This window comes from Aquamicrobium lusatiense, assembly GCF_014201615.1.
Lineage (GTDB): Bacteria > Pseudomonadota > Alphaproteobacteria > Rhizobiales > Rhizobiaceae > Mesorhizobium > Mesorhizobium lusatiense.
The window spans coordinates 320,451-341,845 of the sequence record NZ_JACHEU010000002.1; the positions used below are offsets into that span (position 1 = coordinate 320,451).

A 21,395-nucleotide genomic window follows, 5' to 3' on the forward strand; every position below is an offset into this window, starting at 1 on the left:
AAAGGTTCAGTTCTCGTCGCGGCGGGCCAGCGCCGCCTCATAGGCCCTGCGCGCCGCCTCGACCTGCGGCCGGGTGGAGACTTCCGGCACCGCCACATCCCACCAGTGCCCGCCTGCCTCGGTGGTCGGCATCGGGTCGGTGTCGATGACGATGACATGGGTGCGATCCGAAGCACGGGCGCGGGCCATGGCGGCTTCCAGCGCGGCGACGGAATCCGCCTTCTCGGCGATCGCGCCCATCGAGGCCGCATGGGCGACGAAGTCGATGTCGCTCGGCACATCGTGGCGGGCGGTGTCGAGCAGATTGTTGAAGCTCTCGCCGCCAGTCGCCATCTGCAGGCGGTTGATGCAGGCGAAGCCGCGGTTATCGAGCACCACCACGATCAGCTTGCGGCCCAGCATCACCGAGGTCGCAAGCTCGGAATTCATCATCATGTAGGAGCCGTCGCCGACCATGACGACGACCTCGCGCTGCGGCTGGGCCATCTTTACGCCAAGCCCGCCGGCGATCTCGTAACCCATGGTCGAGAAGCCGTATTCGAGATGATAGCCGTTGGGCCGCGCCGCCTTCCACAATTTGTGGAGTTCGCCCGGCAAGCCGCCGGCGGCGCAGACGACGATGGCCTCATCATCGAGCGAGCGCTGCACGGCACCGATCACCTGCGCATCCGAAGGCAGCGCATTGCCTTCCGGCATGGCCGTTGCCGCCGCCACGGCCTCAAGCCAGCGTTCGCGCAAGCCAAGATCCGGAGCCGGCGCGCGATGACCCACCAGCAACTGCCCCAGTTCAACAAGTGTTTCGCGCGCATCGCCCACCAGCGCCGTCGCGCCATGTTTGGCGGCGTCATAGGGCTCGACATTGACCGACAGGATGCGCCGCTCCGGATTGCGGAACAGCGCCCATGAGCCGGTGGTGAAATCCTGGAAGCGGGTGCCGATGCCGATCACCAGATCGGCCTCTTCCGCAATCGCATTGGCCGCCGACGAACCGGTGACACCGATGGAGCCGAAATTGAGCGGATGATCCCACGGCAGGGCAGATTTGCCCGCCTGCGTTTCCGCAACGGGAATGGAATGGGTTTCGGCAAATGCCTCCAGCACCCCGCAGGCTCCCGAATAGTGGACACCGCCGCCGGCGACGATCAGCGGCTTGCGCGCCGCCCGCACAAGCACCGCCGCCCGTTCGAGTTCGTCCAGATCGGGGCGCGGCCTGCGCCTGCGCCAGATATGGTCCTTGAAGAACGTCTCCGGCCAGTCGAAGGCCTCGGCCTGCACATCCTGACAGAAGGAGAGCGTCACCGGCCCGCAGCGGGCGGGGTCGGTGAGCGTGGCCATGGCGCGCGGCAGGGCGGTGAGCAGATGGCGCGGGCTCGCAATACGGTCGAAATAGCGGCTGACCGGGCGGAAGCAGTCAGTGGCTGAGACGGTGCCGTCGTCGAAATCCTCGACCTGCTGCAACACCGGATCGGGCGCGCGGCTGGCGAACACGTCCCCGGGGATCAGCAACACCGGCAGCCGGTTGACATGGGCAAGTGCGGCGGCCGTCACCATGTTGAGCGCGCCGGGGCCAATGGAAGTCGTCACCGCCGTGGCCTGACGGCGGTTCTTCGCCTTGGCGAAAGCAATGGCAGCATGGGCCATGCCCTGCTCGTTATGGCCGCGCCATGTCGGGAAAGTGTCGCGCGCCGCATGAAGCGCCTCACCGATACCGGCCACATTGCCGTGGCCGAAGATCGCCCAGCAGCCGGGAATGAGCGCCTCGCCTTCCTCGTTCTTCTGCGCGGCGAGATAGCGCACCATCGCCTGCGCCGCCGTGAGCCGGATCGTCTTCATGGCCTGCTCCCTGTCTGCGCATCGCGCCTTGCATCGTCCCACGCCGCGCACAGCTCTGCATAGATGCCCGCCATCTCTTCCACCGTCTCCGCGTCGCCGATCACGCCGGACAGCCATTTGCGCGCCGGGGCGGCGAAGATGGAACGTCCGACGGCAAAGCCCTTGACCAGATCGAAGCGCGCGGCCTCGGCAAAGCTCGTGCGCAGGTCCGCGATTTCCGCCTCCAGCCCGAGCACGACGATACCGCGCGTGTGGGGATCGTTGCGCTCGATCACTTCGCATGCCAGCGCCCATGCCTGCGGCGATGTCATCGGTTCGAGCTTCCACCAGTCAGGAAAAACGCCGATGTCGTAGAAGCGCTGGATGACGCGCGCCGTGGTGTCGTCACCCACCGCTCCCACCCTCGAGGGAATGATCTCCAGCAGGAACTCCAGCCCGTTGGCGCGGGCGGCATCGGCAAGACGGATCACCGTTTCCTCCTGCGAGCGCTTCGTCGCCTCGTCGTCGTCCGGGTGATAGAAGCACAGCACCTTCACCACATGTTCGGCCGGCCATTCGGCAAGGTCCGAACCGAGGTCCGGCCCTATCTCCAGCTCCAGCGGGCGCGAGCCCGGAACCTCCACCGGACGGCCGATCCACAGCCCCTGCCCCGCCGCGCGATAGAGCGCCTCCTGCCCGAGCCGCCCGTCGCACAGGATGCCATAGCCGCCGCGCCCGGCAGCGACCTTGAGCGCGGCATCAAGGCAAAGCTGCTTGAAGATGCCGATGCGCTCGTGGCCGATGCCCAACTCGTCGGCCAGCGCCTCCATCTGGCTGCGGTGATCGAAGGCAAAGACGCGCATCACCGGCCAGTCGCCCTTGCGGTTGGTGGACCAGTGAATCTGCTCAAGTTCGCGGTCATGGCGCAAAGCGGGATTGCGCACGCCGCGTTCGAGCAGGAAATTCAGTTCCTGCCAGCTCGGATAGGCGGGTGCGCAGCCATGGCGCGACACCGCCAGCGCCCCGCAGGCATTGGCGTATTTCAGTGCTGTCGGCCAGTCCTCATCGTCGAGCCAGCCCTTCAGCAGGCCGGACATGAAGCCGTCGCCCGCTCCCAGCACGTTGAACACCTCGATCGGAAAGCCGGGGCCGGCAGCGCCTTCATCCAGCGTTGCGGGGATGGCGCCGGTGAAGGCGGAGGCGCCCATCGGCCCACGCTTGCACACAAGCACCGCATCGGTGATCTCGCGCACCTTGCGCAGCGCGTCCACCGTGTCGGTGCTGCCGCCGGCGATGTGGAACTCCTCCTCGGTGCCGACGATCAGGTCGAACAGGGCAAGCGTCGATTGCAGTCTGGCGGTCACCTTATCCGATGCGATGAAACGGTTCTCGCCATCGCCATGGCCGGAAAGCCCCCACAGGTTCGGGCGGTAATCGATGTCGAGCGCGGTGCGCGCGCCGTTTTCGCGGGCAAGGTGCAGAGCCTTCAACACTGCCGCTTCCGTGCGCGGGTAGGACAGATGCGTTCCTGTCGCCACCACTGAGCGTGCCTCGGCGATGAAGGCCGGATCGATGTCGTCTTCCGACAGCGCCATGTCGGCGCAGTTCTCGCGATAGAAGATCAGCGGGAACTGGTGCTGGTCGCGGATGCCGAGAAGCACCAGCGCCGTCAGCCGCTCCGGGTCTGTCGCCACGCCGCGCACGTCCACGCCCTCGGCGGCAAGCTGCTCGCGGATGAAACGGCCCATATGCTCGTCGCCAACGCGGGTGATCAGAGCCGAGCGCAGGCCGAGCCGCGCGGTGCCGACCGCCATGTTGGTGGGCGAGCCGCCGACATATTTGTTGAACGAGCGCATGTCCTCCAGCCGCCCGCCGACCTGCGCGCCGTAGAGATCGACCGACGACCGGCCGATGGTGATGACATCGAGCTTTTTCGTCATACCGTGCCGCCCAGCGAGCCCTCCAGTTCGGCCAGTTCCTGCCCGCCCGCCATCATGTCCTGAAGCTCTTCCGGCTTCACCTCGCCGCGCAGCGCGGTGCCCAGCGTGCGCCCGCGGTTCAGCACCGTGAAGCGGTCGCCCACAGCCAGCGCGTGGCGCACATTATGGGTGATGAAGACGACACCGATGCCCTTTTCCCGCACCCGCGCGATGGTCGACAGCACATTGGCGGTCTGGCGCACGCCGAGCGCCGATGTCGGCTCGTCGAGGATCAGCACTTTCGCCCCGAAATAGACGGCGCGCGCGATCGCCACCGTCTGCCGCTCGCCACCCGACAGCGTGCCCACCGCCTGATCCGGCTCGCGCAGGTTGATACCCATCCTGCGCATCTCCTCCATGGTGACGGCGTTCGCCTTCTCGAAATCGAAGAAGCTGAGCGGCCCGATCTTGCGCACCGGCTCGCGCCCCATCCAGAAATTGCGCGTCACCGACATCAGCGGGATCATGGCGAGGTCCTGATAGACCGTAGCAATACCGGCCTGCATGGCGTCGCGCGGGCTGGCGAAGGCGACCTCTTTGCCCTCGACGAGAATGCGGCCGCGCGTCGGCTTGTGGACGCCCGACATGGTCTTGATGAAGGTGGACTTGCCCGCACCATTGTCGCCCAGCAGGCAGTGGCATTCGCCTGGCAGGACGGAGATCGACACGCCGTTCAGAGCGATCACCGGCCCGAAGTGCTTTTCGATGTCGATCAGTTCGATGAGCGGATTTGTCATCTCAGCGCTCTCCCGTGATCATGCGGCGGATATAGGTGTTGAGGATGACGGCCATCAGAAGGATGGCGCCGAGGAAGACGCGGAACAGGGAGCTTTCCACACCGGCGAAGAACAGGCCTTGCTGGACGACGCCGAAGATCAGCGCGCCAAGGGCCGCCCCGATCACCGAGCCGTAGCCGCCGGTGAGCAGCGCCCCGCCGATCACCACCGAGATGATCGCCTCGAACTCCTTGAGCAGGCCGCGATCGGCCGCCGCCGAGCCGAATTCCATCACCTGACAGGTGGCGAAGACGGTGGCGCAGAAGGCGGAAAACATGAACATCAGGATCTTCACCCGATCGACCGGCACGCCGACATAGCGTGCGGCCTGCGCATCGCCGCCGGAGGCGAAGATCCAGTTGCCGAAGCGGGTGCGGGTGAGCAGGATGTGACCGAAGGCGACCAGCACCAGCGCCCAGATGATGAGGATCGGGATGCCGTCCACGACCGGCTGGCCGGCGCGCGGCCCGGCCACGAACTTGCCGATCAGGCCCATATCGGCCAGCCATACGAAAAGCCCGCCCAGCACCTTGCCGCCGAACAGCCATGCCAGCGGGTCGCCCGCCGCCACCTCGCGCACACCGCCAATGATGGTCTGGCGCGTCGTGGTGATGGAAATGAAGATCGTCAGCCCGCGCAATATGTAGAGGAAGGCGAGCGTGACGATGAAGGACGGCAGGCCGGTCCTGATGACGAGGTAGCCATTCAGCGCGCCGATGGCGAGCGCGATCGCAAAGGCGGCGAGGATCGCGACCCAGACCGGATATTGCCACGTCACCGACAACAGCGCGATGATGATGCCTGAAAAGCCGATCATCGAACCAACCGACAGGTCGAATTCGCCGGCGATCATCAGAAGGCAGGCGCCGACCGCGATAACAGCGAACTGCGCCGCCACCACGCCCCAGTTCATGACGCCTTCGGGCGCGAACATGCCGCTGTTGCGGGCAATGGCGAAAAAGAAGACGAAGACCAGTATGGTGCCGCAGATGGCCCCGAGCTCCGGCCGGATCAGCGCCTTGCGCAGCGGCGAGATCGGCCTGACGCGCTCGTCCGCGATGATCTCGGCCGCGCTGCTATCTGCCGTACCGGGTGCGGCGGGTTTGGGTCGGGGGGCTTGTTCGGTCATGCCGTCCTCCGGAAATGGCCGTGCGGACGCGGCGCCGGACAGGGCGTACGCCGGACCGCTTCAGAACAGGGTTGAGCAGGCGGGCGCCGGGGCATCGCCTCCGGCGCCCGCATCATGAGGTCAGCGATATTCGCCGGCCAGCTTTTCCACGAGCTCGATATTGTCCTTGGTGATGAAACCCGGACCGGAGTTGATCGAGTTGCCCGGCACCACGCCGTAGCGGGCGAGATTGGTCAGGATCACCACCGGCAGGTAACCTTGCAGGAAGGGCTGCTGGTCGATGGCGAAGGCGATGGTGCCGTCCTTGATCGCCGCCGAAATCTCAGGCGAAAGATCGAAGGTGGCGAAATGGATCGTTCCTGCCTTACCGTTTTCCTGCAACGCCGCAATCGTCGGGATGGCGGAATTCGGACCCAGCGTCAGGATGCCGTTGGTGTCGGGATTGCTTTGCAGGTAGGCCAGCACCTTGGACTTCACTTCGGCCGGATCAAGGCCGGAATCGATCATCTGCGAGCCGAGTTCCACGCCGAGCGCCTCGGCATAGCCCTGGCAGCGCTCCACCGAGGCCGGGTTGGTGATGTAGTGGTTGACGCAGACAAATTTGGTGACGCCCGCAGCCTTGGCCTTCTCGCCCGCGCCATGGCCCGCCGCCTTTTCAGGCTGTCCGACATGCAGGAGCGCGCCGATCTCTTTCGACTGCTCTTCGGTGCCCGAATTGATGGTGATGACCGGAATGCCCTTGGCCACCGCGTTGGAAAGCGGCCCGGACAGCACGTCATAATCCGCGATGGTCGAGATGATGCCGTTTGGATTGGAAGCCGCCGCCTGCTCGATGATGCGGCCCATGTCGGCCAGATCGCCGGTCGGCGGATTGCGGTATTCCACCGTCACGTTCATCTGCTGGCCGGCAAGCGTGATGGCATTCTTGATGGTGTTCCACCAGCTGTCGCTGTCCGGCGCATGACTGACCAGAACGAAGCGCTCGCCCTCGGCATGAGCCGGCGTGGAAAGACCCGCAAAGGCGGTCGATACCGCCGCTGCGAGTGCCAGAAACGTCCTTCTCATTGAAACCTCCCCGTTTCGTCCGCATGCCGGCTTCCTCCTCCGGAAGCCGCTACATGCGCAGCGATCCCGGACGGTCCGGGATCATAAATGACATAATTATTCCATTTTCTACAAAAAGCAACATTCATTTTCCATTTTTGGGACGGCGGCGATGCGCACCGACGGCGACGGACAGCGCCATGGCCAGCGTCAGCGCCGCCGAAAGCGAGCGGAACGCGCCGACATCGATCTCCGACACGAACAACCTGACCGCATCGAGCCGGGCCAGAGGACTGGTCGGCAGATCGGTCAGCGCCACGATCCCGACGCCCCGCCGTTCCGCCTCCTCGGCCAGTTCGACCGTGTCGGCCGTATAGGGCGCGAAGCTGATGGCGATCATGGCGTCGCCCCTTGCCAGCAGATGGTCGAGCTTCAGATTGCCGACACCGCTGTGCAGGATGGCGGGTACGCTCATCTTCTCGAAGGAATAGGCAAGATAGGAGGCGACAGGGAACGCGCGTCGGTTGCCGACCAGATGGATGGTGCGCGCCTGTGCCAGCATGGCCACGGCCTCGTCGAGCAGGGTGGCATCGACGGTGCGGGCAAGGTTCTCGATGGAATTGCGGCCAGCCTCGGCGAATTCGGCCAGCAGGGCCGCCGGCGTATCATTGCCGCTGTCGCGCAGCTTGGTCAGGCGCGTCGCGTAGTTCGGCCATTTCTGGGTATATTCCTCGCGGAACAGCTTCTGCATGTGCGAGAAACCGGAGAAGCCGAGTTCCTGACAGAAGCGCATGAAGGCCGAAGGCGGCACGTCCGCCGCTTCCGCAAGCTCGGCGACCGTCGACACCGCCACCTTGTCCGGATGGGCCGCAACGTAATCGGCGCATTGGCGCAGCCGCCTGGGCAGGTCGTGGCCGTCACGCCTCAGCCTTTCATAGAAGGCTTCGACCGTATGCGGCGCGCCTGCATCGTCATGGTCCATCGCTTGCTCCTTGACACGATCCATATTCCGTGATTTTGGAATTTTTATTCTAATTCACTCAGGCGGGCAATGCCGGAGCGGTTTGCATAAATCCGGTGGCGTCCGATTTGTCGAGGACAGTCATGACGATCAGTTTCGCTCTTCTGGGCGCCGGGCGCATCGGCAAGGTGCATGCGCAGGCTATTGCCTCGAACCACGACGCCAGACTGGCGGCAATATCCGATCCGGTCGCGCAGGCCGCCGATGACCTTGGGCAACGCTACGGCGCGCCGGTGCGCTCCATAGCGGACATCGCCGCCGACAAGAGCATCGACGCGGTCGTCATCTGTACGCCGACCGACACCCATGCCGATCTGATCGAGCTTTTCGCCCGCGCCGGCAAGGCGATCTTCTGCGAAAAGCCGGTCGATCTTTCCGTGGCGCGTGTGCGAGCCTGCCTGAAGACGGTGGAAGACACCGGCGCCAGGCTAATGGTCGGCTTCAACCGCCGCTTCGATCCGCATTTTCAGGCGGTGCGGCAAGCCATCGACGAGGGTCGCATCGGCACGGTCGAAATAGTGCAGATCATCTCGCGCGATCCCGGCCCGCCGCCACCTGCTTATATCGCCTCTTCAGGCGGCATCTTCCGTGACATGACCATCCACGATTTCGACATGGCCCGCTTCCTGCTCGGCGAGGAAATCGAGACCGTCTATGCCGCGGCCTCGGTGCTGGTCGATCCGGAAATCGGCCGTCTGGGCGATCATGACAGCGCATCGGTGGTGCTCACGACCACCTCGGGGCGTCAGTGCTCCATCTCCAATTCGCGCCGCGCCAGCTATGGCTACGACCAGCGCATCGAGGTCCACGGCTCGCTGGGCGCGGTTTCGGCGCAGAACCAGCGCCCGGTTTCGGTCGAACTGGCCACCGCCGACGGTTACCGCCTGCCGCCGCTGCATGATTTTTTCATGACCCGTTATACGCAAGCCTATGCAGCCGAGATCGCCGCCTTCATTGCCACGATCCGCGACGGCAAGGACCCCTCGCCATCCGGTGCCGACGGGCTGGCGGCACTGCTTCTGGCCGAGGCGGCACTGAAATCCGTGCAGGAAGGCCGCGCGGTACGGGTGGCGGAAGTCGGCGGCGACTCATGAGCCCCCTCGGCATCGGCCTCATCGGCACCGGTTTCATGGGAAAATGCCATGCTCTGGCCTATGGCGCGGTCAGGGCGGTGTTCGGCGACGTGCCGGCCCCACGGCTGGAGCTTCTCTGCGACACGCCGGCCGAGAAGGCATCCGCCATGGCCGAACAATTCGGCTTTGCCCGCGCCACCGACGACTGGCGCGCGCTGGTCAGCGATCCCGCCATCGACATCGTGTGCATCACCACCCCCAACAAGCTGCATGCCGAAATGGCCATTGCCGCGCTTGAAGCCGGCAAGCATGTCCATTGCGAAAAGCCGATGGCGCTGACGCTGGACGAGGCCCGCGCCATGACGCGAGCGGCCGAAAAAAGCGGCCGACGCACCATGGTCGGCTACAACTATATCCGCAATCCCGCCTATCAGCATGCACGCCGGCTGATCGGCGACGGCGCCATCGGTCGCCTGATCCACTTTCGCGGCTTCGTCGACGAGGACTATCAGGCCGACCCCAACCTGCCCTGGACCTGGCGCGCCACGCAGGCGGAGGCCGGGCTTGGCGCATTGGGCGACATGGGCTGCCACATGCTGTCCATGGCCATTGGCCTGATGGGGCCGATCGCCAGCGTTATCGGCGATATCCGCACCGTGCACGAAACGCGCCCTTCGCCCGAGGGCGGCGCGCCGCGCCCTGTCGAGAATGACGACATCGCCTCCGCCATCCTCACCTTCGCTGGCGGCCAGCAGGGCCTGTTTTCCACCTCGCGCTCGGCATGGGGGCGCAAGAACAGCATGGTGTTTGAAGTGCATGGAACGCAAGGGACGATCCGCTTCGATCAGGAACGGATGAACGAGCTGCAACTGTTCCGCAACGAGGGCGATGCGGCCACGCAAGGCTTCACCACCATCCTGACCGGCCCGGCGCATCCGCCCTACGGGCAGTTCACGCCGGCCGCCGGCCATCAGTTGGGCTTCAACGATCTCAAGGTGATCGAGGCGGCGGAATTCCTGCGCGCCATCGCAGACGGCAAGGAGGCTTACCCCTCCTTCGCAGACGCGCTGACGATCGAGGAAGCCATCCACGCGATCGCCGCCTCCAGCGGGCAGCGCATCGAATTGTAAGGCTTCAGAACCGGTAGGTCATGCCCAGAACCGGGCCATGCAGCTTCGTGTCGAAGACATGGCCATCATGGCGGTAATCCACGCCAAGCACCTTGTAGCCGACGGAAGTGGAAAGGTGATCGGTCAGTATGTAGTTGAATGTCGCCAGCGCCTGATAGGTGATTTTGGACCCCACGTCGAAGCCGCCGACATCGGCCTGAAGGTGGAAGGAAAGCCGGTCTGTCAGCCCATGGAACAGCCGCGCGCCGATCACCGGGTCGACCCAGCTGAAACTTTCCTTGTGGGAGGCCGAGACATAGGTGTTGTTGACCAGTCCGCCGACCTTCACCCGGTTGGACACATGCCAGATGCGAAGTCCGCCCAGCAGATCCAGCGTTGTGCCGGAAACGTCTAAGACACGATAGCCACCGGTCAGCGTTGAGGTGAACTGCTTTGTGTCCACGTCCACATCCGCACTGCTCGGATAAGGGCCCGTCCAGCCGGGAAGCTGCGGGATACTGCCGAAGCTGTGCGCATCCGTCGTTGACGTGTACATGGCATCGCCTGAAAAGACGAAACGATCGTAGCGGGCCCACAGATTGACGAAGCCGCCAAAGTTCAGATCGTCAAAAATATCGCCGAAGCTCTTTTCGACCGGGATCGTCGGCGCCCGCCGAAATGGCGAAATGTCGCCCTTGAGGCCCGCAGCCCACATGTAGGGGGTGATCTGCAATGCCCAGAGCGGGCGGCCGGCATCCACCGCTTCCGGCGCCTCGACCGGCAATATGTCTGCGGCGAAAGCACAGGACGTGGCGAGAGCAAGAAAGGCCGCAAGGCCGGCCGTTGCTTTCTTTTTCATGATCGCCTCAGGCTCCGAGCGTGTTCTTGTGAATGCGCCCATCCTTCATGATGAGCTTCAGACTGTTTTCGGGGTCGGCAATAACGGAGATATCCTGCAACGGATCGCCATCCACGACAAGCAGGTCGGCGATGGCGCCATTTTCGATCACCCCCAGTCTACCCCGATAGGGGTTGCGGGGACCAGACAATGCCAGCAAGGCGGCGTTGCGGCTGGTGGCCAGCGACAACACCTCATGATTGTCGAACCAGCGTGCGATCTTGGCCAGATGCCGCCCCTGCGCCGCAGTGCCCTTGGGGTTGAAAAGAATATCGGTGCCCCAGGCCATGTTGACGTTGTGCTTCTTGCCAAGCTCGAATGCACGCACCGTGCCTTCCGCGATCTCGCGACGCTGCGCCTGCTGCTCGGGCGTTCCGCCGGGATTGGAATCCTCATCCGCCAGGAAGGGTTGCAGGCTCCACCACGCACCCGCATCGGCAATGCGCTGCACGGTTTCCTCGTCCGCGAGCTGGCCGTGTTCGATGCTCTTCACGCCGCAGTCAAGCGCCCGCCGGATACCGGCGGAGGTGTAAACGTGGGAACACACATAGGTGCCCCAGTCGCTCGCCGCATCGACGGCCGCCCTGATCTCGGCCTCGGTGAATTGCAGTGAATCCAGCGGATCGAAGGTCGACGTCACGCCGCCGCCCACCATGATCTTGAGCTGGCTGGCGCCCAGCATGAGCTGCTCGCGGGCGCGGCGCAACACTTCCGGCACGCCATCAGCGATCGCGGATATGCCGGCCGCCTCGGCCGTGCTGAGATTGCTTTGCGCCGTGCGCGGCAGATCGGTGCGCATGCGGAAATCGCCATGCCCGGAGGTCTGCGAGATCATCGCGCCGCTCGGATAGATGCGCGGGCCCGCCAGCCGCCCTTCATCGATCGCCCGCTTCAGCGCGAAGGACGGCCCGCCGACGTCGCGCACCGTGGTGAAGCCGCGCATGAGCGTCCGTTCGGCCTCCTGCGCGGCAACGAGATGCACATAAGGAATATCCGCCGTCATCGCCGCGATCTGGCTGATGCCGGCAAGGATGGAATGCCAGTGCGCATCGATGAGGCCCGGCATCAGCACCTTGCCGGCACAGTCGATCACATCGGCATCTGTCACCGTCTCATCCTGCCCTACAAGGCTTTCGATGCGATTTTCCGAGATCAGAACATTGCGCCCTTCAATATAGGCAGAGGACTTGCCGTCGAATATTCTGACATTCTTAAAAAGCACCGGCTTTCCCTCCGCAGCAAAGGCAGGCAATCCAACCGCCGCAGCGCCGACTGCCGCGGCAATGCCCCTCAGCACCGATCGTCTGGACGCGCCACCGGCAAGCCGCGCGTTGATTTCAGCAACCATCGGGCTGTGGCACAGGCAACCGAAGCCGTGGCGCAGATGGCTGTATTTCGATCCAAAGCTGATGCCCACGCCGATCTCCTGAGATCCAAACAGTGTCGCGACGATAGTTGATTTGCTACCCGTTGCAAAACGCTGACCGGCTTCAGATCGCGTTTCCTTAAGCTTGCCTTAAGCCAAGCTTACGAGTGAAGGTCCGTTGGCGGAAGGAAGCGATGCGGCTGCTGATCGTAGAAGACGATGACATTTTGCGCGACGGGCTAAAAGTGGGCCTGGCGCTTGCGGGCTTCACCACCGATGCGGTGGGCACCTGCGAGGCAGCGACGGCTGCGCTGGACTCGACCGCCTTCGATGCCGTCGTCCTCGACCTGATGCTGCCCGATGGATCGGGTCTCGATATCCTGAAATCGCTGCGCTCAGCCCGCAACCAGATACCAGTGCTGCTTCTGACGGCACGCGACACGGTTGCCGACCGCATCAGCGGTCTCGACAGCGGTGCCGACGACTATCTGGGCAAGCCTTTCGATCTGGACGAGGTCGCGGCAAGGCTGCGGGCGCTGACCCGCCGCTCCAATGGTCGCTCCAGCGCAGATCTGAAATGGGGCGACCTGATGCTGATGCCATCCAGCCAGACGGTCGAGCAGGCAGGGCGGCAGGTGCGCCTGTCGCGGCGCGAATTCACCATCCTTCAGTCCCTGATGAGCCATCCCGGTGCGATCCTGTCCAGGGCACAGCTGGAAGACAAGCTCTATGGCTGGCAGGAAGAGGTGGAGAGCAACACCATCGAGGTGCATATCCATCACCTGCGCTCCAAGCTGGGGCCGGGTCTCATCGAAACGGTGCGAGGGCTGGGCTATCGCCTCGGCTCGGAGCCGTAAGGCAGCCCATGCGTTTAAGTCTGGCTTAAGCTTCGCCCGGAAACTGCCCCGCGAAGCCCGCCCGCAACAGCACCCTCCCATCTGTGCGGCGGTCCGGCCAAAGGAGCAGCGTTGACAGCATGTGCGATACCCGTCCTGATCCCGAAAATCGGCTCATCGGAAGCCTGCATGCACAAACGCCGCTTCATCGGCGGACATTTCTCAGCGGCATGATGGCGCTCGCCGGCGCTGGCGTGCTCTCCTCGCCGACTGCCGCCCCCGCCGCCACTTATCTTATCGGAAGCCTGTCCCAGTATCAGGCAGCGCTTGATGATCTGGCAAAGACAAAGGCCGTAGCGCTTGTCGATGTCGGTGCGGAATGGTGCGCCTTCTGCAAGGTTATCGACGACAAGATCCTGCCGGACCGGCGGGTGGCGAAGCTGATGCACGGTTTCGGCCTGCTGAAGATCGACATCACCACCATGTCAGATGACAATCGCGCCCTGTTGCGGCATCTGAAGGTCGATGGCCCGCCAACCGTTTTCATCGTCGATACGCGCAGCGGGCGTGAACACGCCAACACCCGTTCGGTCGGCAATTTCACGACCGAGCATCTGATCGCCCGCCTGCAAGCTTTTACCGCCTGACACTTCCGCATCAAAGTCAGCGAGAGAACTGAACGTTGAGAATACTGATTACCGCCCTTGCGACCCTGCTTTTCCTTGCCGGCCTTTTTCCGGCTGCCGCCCAGCAATTAGACCTGTTGCAGGCCGACGAGGCATTTCGCCTCAAAGCCCTCCCCTCCGCGGACGGTGGCGTAAGCTTCGAGTGGAAGATCGCCGACGGTTACTACCTCTATCGCGACCATATCGAAGCGAAAGCCGCGAATGGCGATGCGCCTGTCACATTGAACACCGTGGAAGGAACGAAGGAGGACGATCCCAATTTCGGGATCTCGGAAGTTTACTACAGCGAGGCAAAGGCGCACATCGCCCCCGGTTCGGCATCCGAAATCCTGCTGACCTATCAGGGCTGCAAGAAGGATTCGATCTGCTATCCGCCTGAAACCCGAAAGGTAAATCTCGACACGCTGGAGATCACGGCTGCCGCCTCGGGTTTCGGCCTGTTTGCCGAAATGCCGCAATCCGGGCCTGCTTCCGACAAGCCGGCGGAAGCGTCCGCCGGCGGCTTCAAAGTTTCGCAGGAAGCCGCTTCCGGCGGCATGATCGCTTCGCTGCTGAAAGATGGCGGCGCGCTTTGGGTGGTGGGAAGCTTCCTCGTCTTCGGGCTGCTGCTGGCCTTTACACCCTGCGTGCTGCCCATGTATCCGATCCTGAGCGCCACGCTCGCCCGCTCCGGCGAGACGCTGACGCCACGCCGCGGCTTTGCCCTGTCGCTCACCTATGTCGTCGCCATGGCAGCGGCCTTTGGCCTGCTCGGCATTGCGGCTGCATGGTCGGGCCAGAACCTGCAGATCGTGCTGCAATCGCCTTATGCGGTCGGCACGGTGGCCGTTATCTTCTTCATCCTCGCCCTTTCCATGTTCGGGCTTTTTGAAATTCAGCTTCCTTCCGCATGGGTCAACCGCATGGCTGGTGCCGGCAGCAGCCGGCGCGGCTCGCTGGGCGGTGCTGCCGCCATCGGCTTCACCTCCGCGCTGATTGTCGGCCCCTGCGTCACCGCTCCTCTGGCAGCAGCCCTACTTTACATCGCCCAGACCGGCGATGCAGTTCTGGGCGCGGCCGCGCTGTTCGCGCTTGGCCTTGGTCAGGGACTGCCGCTGATCGCCTTCGGCACATTCGGCAGCCGCGCCCTGCCGAAGACCGGCGGCTGGATGGAATATGTGAAGTATGTGTTCGGCTTCGTGCTGCTTGGCATGGCTATATGGATGGCATCGCGCCTGCTCGCGGCTCCCCTGACGCTCGCTCTGTGGGCGGCTCTTGCCATGACAGCCGCCGTGTTCATCGGCGCATTCGACACCCTCGGAAACGAAGCCACAGCAGTCCGCCGCCTGCGCAAGGGCGCCGGCATGGCCGTTGCGCTCTATGCGCTGATCCTCGGACTGGGCGCTGCATCCGGCGGCGGCGACCCCGCCCGCCCGCTGGCGCATTTCGGCATCGCGCAGCAGGCGGCCGCAACCACAGCGCCCGAATTCGCCAACATATCTTCCGCGCCGGAGTTGCATAGCGTGCTTGCCACCGCCGCTTCCGAAAAGCTCCCGACGCTGGTCTATTTCACCGCCGACTGGTGCGTAACCTGCGCCGGTATCGAGCGCGACGTGTTGCCGGCCCCGGAAGTGACGAACAATCTGTCCGACTTCCGCCGCATCAAGGTCGACCTGTCGAAGCTGGATGACGACAACCAGTCCCTGATGCGCGATCTGGCCGTGATCGGCCCGCCGACCATGATCTTCTTCGGAACCGATAATGCGGAAATCGACGGAACAAGGCTCGTCGGGGAGATCGACGTGAAATCGCTTGTCGCCTCGGCGGCACGGTCGGGAGAACAGGGCCTGACGCAATGAACGCCTTCACCATCGGGCCGCTGATGTTCTCGCCGGATCGCCTCGCCGCGATACTCGCAATCGGGACGTTTCTGGGCGGCGCCGAGATTCTGGCCCGCACCGTGGACAGCCGCTTTGCCGGCTGGTCGTGGCGGGCGGCGCTCGCATTCCTGATCGCGGCGCGTATCGGCCATGTCCTGCGTCACTTCGACGGTTTCGCTGCCGAGCCATGGCGGGTGCTCGCCGTCTGGCAGGGTGGGTTCATGATCCCGGCCGGCATCGCCGGGGTGGCGGCGATCACGCTTCTGCATCTGCGCCGCCATCCCCGGTTGCTGTTGTGGACGGCAGTTCCGGCAGCGGCGGCAGCATTCATGGCCACGCTTGTCATCCAGCTCACCGCCGGCGTACCGCCAACGCCCCTGCCCTCCGGCTCCTACACCTCGCTGGCAGGCGCCGAAGTCACGCCCTCGACGCTCACCGGCAAGCCGATGGTGATCAACCTCTGGGCCTCGTGGTGCCCGCCCTGCCGGCGCGAAATGCCGATGATGGCCGATGTCGCTGCCACCAATGAAGAGGCTGCCTTCCTGTTCGTCAATCAGGGCGAGAACGAGGGCACCGTTCAGGCTTACCTCGAACGGGAGGGATTGACGCTCGACCCGGTCCTGCTTGACGGGCTTGGCCGTTTCTCGCGCCACTACACCACGCCCGGCCTGCCCGCGACCCTGTTCATCGGCGCCGATGGCCGGCTCCGCTCCGTTCATATGGGCGAAATTTCACGCGAAGCGCTGCTCACGGGCATCGGCAAGCTGAGGGACGAATAAGCGCTTCTGAAGCATGCCGCCCGAAAGTGGGTACGGTTTCGGGACAACGACATGCGTGAGATCAGGCTTTAGGCCGCCGCGCTCATCTTCTGCGCCATGCCAGCCGGGATGATGATTGCGGCCGAGAGGCCACCCTGTTTACGGTTGCGTATATCCAGCCTTGCTCCGGCATGGTCCAGCGCCGTTTCCACGATGCTGAGCCCCAGCCCGCTGCCCACCGATGAGCGGAACCGGCCCCGGAAAAAGCGCTCCGTCACGCGTGGCAGTTCTTCCTGCGGAATGCCCGGTCCCTCGTCCTCAATGCGCAGGACAACGTCCTCGCCTTCCTCGGCGATACGGCAGAAAACCCGCCCGCCGGGCGGTGAATGGTGCACAGCATTTTCCAGCAGATTGCGCACGGCAAGCCGGAACAGCTCTGCCGGCAGCGTGAATGAAAAGGCCGAAAGGCCGGGCTCGACAAAGATGACGGCGTCCCCGCCAGCGTGCTGCGTCACCAGCTCATCAGCCACCGACTGTACAACGCCCCCGGCATTGAAGGTTTCCGGAGCCACGGCCTCACCGCCGGCTTCCAGCGAGGCAATATCCAGCAACTGCCGGACCAGCCGGCCGGTGCGATCCACACCCACGACGATCTGCGACAGCGCGTTTTGCTGAACCGCCGGATCGCTGCTGGCAAGGGCCACCTGCGCCTGTGTCTTGAGGCCCGACATCGGCGTGCGCAGTTCATGCGCGGCGAAGGCGATGAAATCACGCTCGCGCTCGCGGGCGTCGGACACCCGCCGAAACAGCGCATTCAGCGCTTTCACCACAGGTTGCAGCTCGCTGGCCGCACCGCCCGCGTCGATCGGGTGCAGGTCGGATGCAGGACGCATGGAAAGCTCCCGCGCAATCCGGCTGAGCGGGGTCAGCCCGCGCCCGACACTCAGCCAGATCAGGCCAGCCAGCACCGGCAGGATCAGCAATGCGGGCAAAAGCACGCCGAAAATCACGCTGTTGACCAGATGATCGCGGAAGTAAACGCGATCCCCAACCATAACCCGCACGCCTGCCTGTGGGTTATTGACCGTATAGACCCGCCAGGTTTCGCCATTGATGACGGTGTTGGAAAAGCCGTCCGCATCCTCCGACAGCCTCGTCTCCGGAGCGCCTTCGGACTGGCTGAGCAAAGTGCCTTCCAGTGACCAGATCTGACAGGAAAGCTGGCGATTATAGGCTTCGTGCGTCTCCATTTCGACAGATGGGATCGACGCATCCTCGCCTGCGCCCAGCGCACGCTTCGTAACCATGGAGTTGACCATGCGCGCAGCCTCCATCAGCCGCGCATCGAGAACCCGTTCGAGTTGCGCGCCGGTGGAAAAGAAAATCCACGCCACAGCCGACAGCCACACCAGACCCGTGATGAGGATGAGAATGGCGAACAGTCGTGTCCGCATGGAACGCATCGGACTTTTCTCCGTTTACCGCACCGTCTGCCGGCAGGCGGCGCAGGGCTTCATGCCTCATGCCAGCACCTTAAGGCAAACTTAAGAAACCTTGCCGGCTGCCGTTCCGGCATCTGTGCGCTGTCTGCAACACCCTGTTTTTAACGTGCGCGAAGGCTTTCCTTTTGTCCTTAAGCCTGCCTTAAGGTCCACCAAACCCTGTCGGCCCGACCATCTGAAATCGAGGCCGCTTATCATGTCGACCATCCAGTCCCGCATCATGTCGCCGCTTGCTGAAACCGGTTCTTCTGAAACTCTTCCCATTGCACCCGTCAGCCGGCGGGCCGCGCTGGGGCTGGGGCTGGCCGCGCTCATGGCTGCTCCCGGTTTTACCCTTCGCGCCCGCGCGCAGGACGGCGAACAGCTCGACCCCGGGATGATCCTGAACGATCCGGCCGACCCGAATGCCGGCAACGCCAAAGGCGATGTCACCATCGTCTATTTCTTCGACTACAACTGCCCCTTCTGCAAGAAGACCATGGCGCCGCTGAACAAGGTGGTGAAGCAGGACGGCAAGGTCCGCCTCGTCTACAAGGACTGGCCGATCCTCACCTCGGCCTCCATCTATGGTGCTAAGCTGGCGCTGGCTGCCTACCATCAGGGCAAATACAGCGAAGTGCACCACGCACTCATGGGCATACCGGGCGGCAGGGTGCCGGAAGACAAGATGCGCAAGGCGGTGGCCGGCGTCGGGCTCGACATGAAGCGACTGGAACGCGACATGAAGGCGAAGGACGCGGAAATCACCACGCTTCTGCGCCGCCATGGCGCACAGGCCGATGCGCTCGGTCTTGCCGGCACGCCGGTTTTTCTCATTGGCCCGTTTCTCGTCGCCTCAGCACTCGATGAGGCGGGTTTCAAACAGGTTATCTCAGACGCGCGCGCGCGTGAAAGCAACTGATACGAAGGACTTCTGGTAAATGACCGAGGCAATGGACGGGTCGGCACGACGCATTTTGACTGCAATGACGCTTTTGGCCTGCATGGGGCTGGCCGCCTGCGCCACCTCCTCCGAGACGGCGACGCCCCCCGGATTGCAGCCGGCTGCACCCGCAATTGCCCCTCCTCCGCCGGTGGAACAGGCCAGTGCCTCGGTGGCGCCGCCTCGTATCGGGCCAAAGCCGAATGAGCGCTTCCCCGTTCCGGACGAGAGCCAGGTGAAGATCGCCGAGAAATACCAGCGTCAGCTCGTCGACTATCAGACAGCCTATGCGCCCGGCACGATCGTCGTCGATCCGGCCAACCACTTCCTCTATCTGGTGCAGGGCAACGGAAAGGCGCTGCGTTACGGCGTTGGCGTCGGCGCGGCCGGCCGTGGCTTCTCCGGCGAAACCGATCTGGCATGGAAGCAGGAATGGCCGCGCTGGCGACCGACGGACGCCATGATTGCCCGCGCCCCGCAACAGTACAAGAAGTACGAGGACGGCGTCGAAGGCGGCCCCACCAATCCGCTTGGAGCACGCGCTCTTTATCTGTTCAAGGACGGCAAGGACACCTACTACCGCATTCACGGCACCAACCAGCCGAGCAGCATCGGCAAGTCGGTGTCCGCCGGCTGCATCCGCCTGCTGAACTCCGACATCATCGACCTTTACGCCCGCGCGCGCCCCGGCTCCAAGGTCGTTATCCTTTAATCGGCTTATCAGCATCGGAGAATTTGTGCCGCATCGAACAGCCTCCCCGCCTGTTTTTTCAGCGGGGAGGCTTTTTTCACTTCGGCTCAGGCCGCGGCGTCCAGCCCCATCTGCCAGAAATCGGCTTCGAGACGGGATGCCTTGCCAAACAGGGCAGCGAGTTCCGCAAAACGTCGTTCGGTCATCGAGCGCTCTGCCAGATTATCCAGAAGCCTGCGTGACCCGACCGCCAGTTGCTGGAACGCATCCCCGGCATATTCTCCGATCCATTCGCGATAAGGATGGTCCGCCGGGATCTGATCGATACCGTTCGGGGTCAGTGCCTTGCCGATCTCGGCATAGCCGATAACACAGGGCGCAAGCGCCACATGCAGGTCGAGCAGGTCACCCGCAGCGCCGCAATCCAGAACGAAGCGCGTATAAGCGACCGTCGCCTGATGCTCCGGCACAGAATGAAGCTGTTCCGGCGTCAGCCCCCACCGGCCGCAGAGCCGCACATGAAGCTCGGTCTCGTCGAGGATGCCTGAAAGACCAGCCTGCGCGGCCCGGATCTCCGGTATCGTCCGGCTCTTATAGGCAGCAAGCGCCCAGGCGCGCGAAAACTGGATCAGGAAAAGATAGTCCTGAACCAGATAAGCCCTGAAGGCCGCTTGCGGCAGCGTGCCTGCGCCCAGCTCGCGCACGAACCGATGATCGACATAGCTTTGCCAATCCTGATCCGCCGCCTGTTTCAGCCGGTCAAAAACGTCCATCTTCACTCTCCCTGCTCATAGGCTGCATCGAAAAAGGCCAGTTCCAGCTTCACGGCCCTTTGGAAGAAATCGCGGCTCACTTCGGCTTCGCCCGGCCCGACGCGATCCAGCTCCCCCCGAAGGAAGCCGACGAAATCGCGAAAATCGGGATTGTCGTGAAGGGTGATCCATTCCGCATGAATGAAGTTCTGCGGCAATGGATCGGGCGCCTGCATGGCCCAGTCGAGATAGAGCCACTCAGCAACGTTCAGAACCGAAAGCGCAGCCGCATAGGAGCGTGTGGCTGCGGCCTCCCGCATGATCGCCTTGAACCCGGCCGTCGGCTTGGTATCGGGAATGGCTGCACGCTGGTCTTCATCGACGCCGAGCGCCTCGAAAGCTCGCAGGAAATAGGTGTTCTCCTCCCCCGCCACCATGCCGATGAAGCGACCGAAGCGCAGCCGGGCCTCAAAACTGTCGCTGGTGGCGATGGCCGCCCCAAGAAGGGTCAGGAAACTGTCGAGAAAGCGATGATCCTGCACGAGATAGGACGACATCACCGAATCGGGAACCGTGCCGGCGAACAATTCGCCCACGAATCGGTGACTCACCGCCTGTGTCCAGAGCGGTTCGCTCGCAAGCCTCAGTGTTTCGGAAAAGCGTTCGGTCATCTTGCCGTCCTTTCATGGCAGACAGCGAGACCGTAAATTCCGGGCTTTGTTTGTGGCATGTACGGCCTCGCATGGAGGCCGGCAAAAGACAGCATTGACATTCGCCATCCCTTCGCCGGCATGATCCGGATCAGGTTCGAAGGGTCACCGCACTGCTTGCGCCAGCGGTCTCTCAGCCCCTTGTCAGGGCTCCCCTTGGTGAATGTTCCTTGTAGGCGATCGGACGCTGCCTGTCACCACGAAGAGACAGACCGGATCGGCAATTCACGCTTTGAAACGATAAGGCCACCACCACATCGGATGGCACAGCAGCCAATCAGCGAGGCCGGGCATTTTCTTGGCCAATCCACAACGCAAAACGCCGCCCGGAAGGGCGGCGTTTTGTGATCAGGGAATGAAACTGTTCTGTTTACATCAGAGAAGATTTTCATGCGTTTTGCAGACCTGGCAGCGACCTACTCTCCCGCGTCTTTAGACGAAGTACCATCGGCGCTGGGGCGTTTCACGGCCG

19 protein-coding genes and 1 riboswitch are annotated in these 21,395 nt (G+C 63.6%); of the genes, 8 read left to right on the plus strand and 11 right to left on the minus strand.

Going from position 1 to position 21,395, the window contains the following annotated elements:
* Positions 1–6: 6 nt before the first annotated feature.
* The 6 genes from iolD to HNR59_RS15620 all read right to left on the minus strand — a co-directional run bounded on the left by iolD (position 7) and on the right by HNR59_RS15620 (position 7,722).
* The gene (iolD, locus tag HNR59_RS15595) at positions 7–1,833 is read right to left on the minus strand and encodes a 3D-(3,5/4)-trihydroxycyclohexane-1,2-dione acylhydrolase (decyclizing) (protein ID WP_183831943.1); all 1,827 of its coding nucleotides are present in this window, start codon (positions 1,831–1,833) and stop codon (positions 7–9) included.
* Positions 1,830–3,752 (minus strand): bifunctional 5-dehydro-2-deoxygluconokinase/5-dehydro-2-deoxyphosphogluconate aldolase, encoded by a 1,923-nt coding sequence (locus tag HNR59_RS15600; protein WP_183831944.1) that lies wholly within the window; start codon positions 3,750–3,752, stop codon positions 1,830–1,832. The genes iolD and HNR59_RS15600 overlap by 4 nt, the downstream gene beginning before the upstream one ends.
* Entirely contained in the window at positions 3,749–4,528 is a 780-nt protein-coding gene (locus tag HNR59_RS15605) for an ATP-binding cassette domain-containing protein (protein ID WP_183831945.1), read from the minus strand. The genes HNR59_RS15600 and HNR59_RS15605 overlap by 4 nt, the downstream gene beginning before the upstream one ends.
* A gap of 1 nt (position 4,529) precedes the next feature.
* Positions 4,530–5,627, minus strand: coding sequence for an ABC transporter permease (locus tag HNR59_RS15610; RefSeq protein ID WP_343060845.1), 1,098 nt, complete (start codon positions 5,625–5,627; stop codon positions 4,530–4,532).
* A gap of 189 nt (positions 5,628–5,816) precedes the next feature.
* Entirely contained in the window at positions 5,817–6,761 is a 945-nt protein-coding gene (locus tag HNR59_RS15615; RefSeq protein WP_183831947.1) for a sugar ABC transporter substrate-binding protein, read from the minus strand.
* A 124-nt stretch (positions 6,762–6,885) separates the two neighbouring features.
* Positions 6,886–7,722, minus strand: coding sequence for a MurR/RpiR family transcriptional regulator (locus HNR59_RS15620; protein ID WP_183831948.1), 837 nt, complete (start codon positions 7,720–7,722; stop codon positions 6,886–6,888).
* Between the two features lie 122 nt (positions 7,723–7,844).
* On the opposite strand from HNR59_RS15620, the gene iolG reads away from it, so the two are divergent.
* A complete protein-coding gene (iolG, locus tag HNR59_RS15625; protein ID WP_183831949.1) occupies positions 7,845–8,855 on the plus strand; it encodes an inositol 2-dehydrogenase in 1,011 nt (336 codons plus the stop codon).
* Positions 8,852–9,964, plus strand: coding sequence for a Gfo/Idh/MocA family protein (locus tag HNR59_RS15630; RefSeq protein WP_183831950.1), 1,113 nt, complete (start codon positions 8,852–8,854; stop codon positions 9,962–9,964). The genes iolG and HNR59_RS15630 overlap by 4 nt, the downstream gene beginning before the upstream one ends.
* A gap of 4 nt (positions 9,965–9,968) precedes the next feature.
* Here the strand turns inward: HNR59_RS15630 and HNR59_RS15635 are convergent, their stop codons facing one another.
* Together HNR59_RS15635 and HNR59_RS15640 are read right to left on the minus strand one after the other, a co-directional pair.
* Complete coding sequence (locus HNR59_RS15635) at positions 9,969–10,802, minus strand: hypothetical protein (RefSeq protein ID WP_183831951.1); 834 nt, start codon at positions 10,800–10,802, stop codon at positions 9,969–9,971.
* 7 nt (positions 10,803–10,809) lie between these two features.
* Positions 10,810–12,258, minus strand: a complete 1,449-nt coding sequence (locus tag HNR59_RS15640; RefSeq protein WP_343060844.1) for a metal-dependent hydrolase family protein — start codon at positions 12,256–12,258, stop codon at positions 10,810–10,812.
* A gap of 143 nt (positions 12,259–12,401) precedes the next feature.
* On the opposite strand from HNR59_RS15640, the gene HNR59_RS15645 reads away from it, so the two are divergent.
* From HNR59_RS15645 to HNR59_RS15660, 4 genes are all read left to right on the plus strand, one after another.
* Entirely contained in the window at positions 12,402–13,064 is a 663-nt protein-coding gene (locus HNR59_RS15645; protein WP_183831952.1) for a response regulator, read from the plus strand.
* 209 nt (positions 13,065–13,273) lie between these two features.
* Complete coding sequence (locus HNR59_RS15650; protein WP_183831953.1) at positions 13,274–13,690, plus strand: thioredoxin family protein; 417 nt, start codon at positions 13,274–13,276, stop codon at positions 13,688–13,690.
* A 35-nt stretch (positions 13,691–13,725) separates the two neighbouring features.
* Positions 13,726–15,567, plus strand: coding sequence for a protein-disulfide reductase DsbD (gene dsbD / locus HNR59_RS15655; RefSeq protein WP_246374740.1), 1,842 nt, complete (start codon positions 13,726–13,728; stop codon positions 15,565–15,567).
* A complete protein-coding gene (locus tag HNR59_RS15660; protein WP_183831954.1) occupies positions 15,564–16,367 on the plus strand; it encodes a TlpA disulfide reductase family protein in 804 nt (267 codons plus the stop codon). The genes dsbD and HNR59_RS15660 overlap by 4 nt, the downstream gene beginning before the upstream one ends.
* Before the next feature lie 68 nt (positions 16,368–16,435).
* On the opposite strand, the gene HNR59_RS15665 is transcribed toward HNR59_RS15660, so the two are convergent.
* Positions 16,436–17,809 carry an ATP-binding protein gene (locus HNR59_RS15665; protein WP_183831955.1) on the minus strand — a complete coding sequence of 458 codons (1,374 nt, stop codon included), beginning with the start codon at positions 17,807–17,809 and terminating at the stop codon, positions 16,436–16,438.
* Positions 17,810–18,161: 352 nt separating this feature from the next.
* On the opposite strand from HNR59_RS15665, the gene HNR59_RS15670 reads away from it, so the two are divergent.
* A complete protein-coding gene (locus HNR59_RS15670) occupies positions 18,162–18,749 on the plus strand; it encodes a DsbA family protein (protein ID WP_246374768.1) in 588 nt (195 codons plus the stop codon).
* A 19-nt stretch (positions 18,750–18,768) separates the two neighbouring features.
* A complete protein-coding gene (locus tag HNR59_RS15675) occupies positions 18,769–19,482 on the plus strand; it encodes a L,D-transpeptidase (RefSeq protein ID WP_183831956.1) in 714 nt (237 codons plus the stop codon).
* 86 nt (positions 19,483–19,568) lie between these two features.
* Here the strand turns inward: HNR59_RS15675 and HNR59_RS15680 are convergent, their stop codons facing one another.
* Positions 19,569–20,234 (minus strand): TenA family protein, encoded by a 666-nt coding sequence (locus HNR59_RS15680; protein WP_183831957.1) that lies wholly within the window; start codon positions 20,232–20,234, stop codon positions 19,569–19,571.
* 2 nt (positions 20,235–20,236) lie between these two features.
* Positions 20,237–20,884, minus strand: a complete 648-nt coding sequence (locus HNR59_RS15685; protein ID WP_183831958.1) for a TenA family protein — start codon at positions 20,882–20,884, stop codon at positions 20,237–20,239.
* Positions 20,885–20,974: 90 nt separating this feature from the next.
* Positions 20,975–21,090, minus strand: a riboswitch (TPP riboswitch).
* Positions 21,091–21,395: the final 305 nt, after the last annotated feature.

Excerpts from the sequence above, each read along its gene's own strand:
- HNR59_RS15685 (WP_183831958.1), bottom strand. The coding sequence starts at position 20,884 with ATGACCGAACGCTTTTCCGAAACACTGAGGCTTGCGAGCGAACCGCTC.
- HNR59_RS15600 (WP_183831944.1), bottom strand. The coding sequence starts at position 3,752 with ATGACGAAAAAGCTCGATGTCATCACCATCGGCCGGTCGTCGGTCGAT.
- HNR59_RS15675 (WP_183831956.1), top strand. The coding sequence starts at position 18,769 with ATGACCGAGGCAATGGACGGGTCGGCACGACGCATTTTGACTGCAATG.
- HNR59_RS15605 (WP_183831945.1), bottom strand. The coding sequence starts at position 4,528 with ATGACAAATCCGCTCATCGAACTGATCGACATCGAAAAGCACTTCGGG.
- HNR59_RS15660 (WP_183831954.1), top strand. The coding sequence starts at position 15,564 with ATGAACGCCTTCACCATCGGGCCGCTGATGTTCTCGCCGGATCGCCTC.
- iolG (WP_183831949.1), top strand. The coding sequence starts at position 7,845 with ATGACGATCAGTTTCGCTCTTCTGGGCGCCGGGCGCATCGGCAAGGTG.
- HNR59_RS15620 (WP_183831948.1), bottom strand. The coding sequence starts at position 7,722 with ATGGACCATGACGATGCAGGCGCGCCGCATACGGTCGAAGCCTTCTAT.
- HNR59_RS15645 (WP_183831952.1), top strand. The coding sequence starts at position 12,402 with ATGCGGCTGCTGATCGTAGAAGACGATGACATTTTGCGCGACGGGCTA.
- HNR59_RS15650 (WP_183831953.1), top strand. The coding sequence starts at position 13,274 with ATGATGGCGCTCGCCGGCGCTGGCGTGCTCTCCTCGCCGACTGCCGCC.
- HNR59_RS15670 (WP_246374768.1), top strand. The coding sequence starts at position 18,162 with ATGGCTGCTCCCGGTTTTACCCTTCGCGCCCGCGCGCAGGACGGCGAA.
- iolD (WP_183831943.1), bottom strand. The coding sequence starts at position 1,833 with ATGAAGACGATCCGGCTCACGGCGGCGCAGGCGATGGTGCGCTATCTC.
- HNR59_RS15680 (WP_183831957.1), bottom strand. The coding sequence starts at position 20,234 with ATGGACGTTTTTGACCGGCTGAAACAGGCGGCGGATCAGGATTGGCAA.
- HNR59_RS15635 (WP_183831951.1), bottom strand. The coding sequence starts at position 10,802 with ATGAAAAAGAAAGCAACGGCCGGCCTTGCGGCCTTTCTTGCTCTCGCC.
- HNR59_RS15615 (WP_183831947.1), bottom strand. The coding sequence starts at position 6,761 with ATGAGAAGGACGTTTCTGGCACTCGCAGCGGCGGTATCGACCGCCTTT.
- HNR59_RS15630 (WP_183831950.1), top strand. The coding sequence starts at position 8,852 with ATGAGCCCCCTCGGCATCGGCCTCATCGGCACCGGTTTCATGGGAAAA.
- HNR59_RS15665 (WP_183831955.1), bottom strand. The coding sequence starts at position 17,809 with ATGCGTTCCATGCGGACACGACTGTTCGCCATTCTCATCCTCATCACG.